Origin of the sequence: Microcystis sp. M49636_WE2 (assembly GCF_030065375.1) — a bacterium.
GTDB classification, from domain to species: domain Bacteria; phylum Cyanobacteriota; class Cyanobacteriia; order Cyanobacteriales; family Microcystaceae; genus Microcystis; species Microcystis aeruginosa_C.
Window position 1 is genome coordinate 1 of record NZ_JASJFG010000376.1, and the last position, 1,367, is coordinate 1,367.

Consider the following 1,367-nt stretch of genomic DNA (forward strand, 5'->3'; position numbering starts at 1 on the left):
AAATATTACTTCTTTATCGAGATTTTCTCTGGCAATTTTTAAGGCATCGCGAGGAGAATAAACCATGCGAATATCATCACCTTTTGCTCGTGCTTGCAGCAGACTCAAATGGGAACCGGGGACACGCATAGTATCGCCAAAAGTTGTCAGAATTACGTTCGGTTGTTGTGCGAGAAAAATGGCATCATCTAAACGACCTCGCGGCATCACACAAACGGGACATCCAGGACCATGAATTAATTCGATAGTTTCCGGAAGTATTGCCTCGATACCGTATCTAAAAATTGAGTGGGTATGACCTCCACAAACCTCCATAATTTTAGTAACTTTTTCCCGCTTTTCAGAGATTCTTATCGATAATTGTTCAATTTGTTGAATTAATCCTGCCGCTTTAACTGGATCACGAAATTCATCAACGTATTTCATAACAAGCTTTCTCTCTATAAGTGGTTGGACAAAAGTAAAGTTAATTGTGGAGCCGGTCGTCGGTTGTCAGTAATAATTGCCGTAATTTACATTTCTTAAGATAGACAACAGAATTAATTTATGGGTGACTACTTAAGAACATTAATTATGATTAAATTCTTCCTCTAATTCCGATAATTGTGTTAATAAATTTAGGGTTTCTTGAGCCTCATCTTCATCAATTCGATTCATTGCAAAACCCACATGAACTAATACCCAATCCCCTACACAAGTATTAGCAGGATGGTCTTCATCAACAATGCAAGTGATATTTACTTCTCTTTTTACACCCCCCACATCGACGAGAGCGAGATGATGGTTTTCATCAATAATTGCTGTAATTTGTCCTGGTATGCCTAAACACATAGTTTTTACCTTGAAAAATCTAGTTTTTGTTAATTATGGGCTGATTTTTTGGGTAGAGATTGCGGTAATATCAACTGAGAATCAGGTCATACTTCATCCCTCTAAGAAAGGCTATACAGTCAAAGGTTATCCTTTTTACTTTTTCCTTTCCTCTTTCCCCTTTTTACTCGGTCTTACCTGCCATTCTGGACTATTGCCCTCAAGAACAGCTTTTTTTCCCGTATCTTTTTTAAGATTTCCCCTGTCCCGGACCGTGGACAATATCCCAGCAAGGGTAAAACTTTTGTATTAGGGACTACATCGCTTTACTAAATTGTCCGTCAAAAGTTGATAGAGGAGCCTAGTCTCATAAAATAGCAAGCGACACAGCCCATCCTTACCCAATGCCTTAAAACTTGTTGACACTCCCCGCTCTAAAGAGACGGGGATTCTTGGTTCACAGAGATTACTTGCTTAGACAGAATTGCTTCTGAAAAAGTAGAGGTATTCTCTCCCCAAGCGTTTATTGGATCGAGCCCAAAGGTTCCGGTATGCCC

General features: G+C 39.4%; 2 protein-coding genes. Both read right to left on the minus strand.

What is annotated here, in order from left to right; genetic code table 11:
* The coding region (locus PX484_RS09075) for a HypD family hydrogenase formation protein (protein ID WP_502882712.1) at positions 1–426 on the minus strand (426 nt) is incomplete at its 3' end.
* A gap of 141 nt (positions 427–567) precedes the next feature.
* The gene (locus tag PX484_RS09080; RefSeq protein WP_287658049.1) at positions 568–831 is read right to left on the minus strand and encodes a HypC/HybG/HupF family hydrogenase formation chaperone; all 264 of its coding nucleotides are present in this window, start codon (positions 829–831) and stop codon (positions 568–570) included.
* Positions 832–1,367: the final 536 nt, after the last annotated feature.

What these genes read in the sequence shown, in the direction of transcription:
- PX484_RS09080 (WP_287658049.1), bottom strand. Translation starts at nt 831, where the DNA reads ATGTGTTTAGGCATACCAGGACAAATTACAGCAATTATTGATGAAAAC.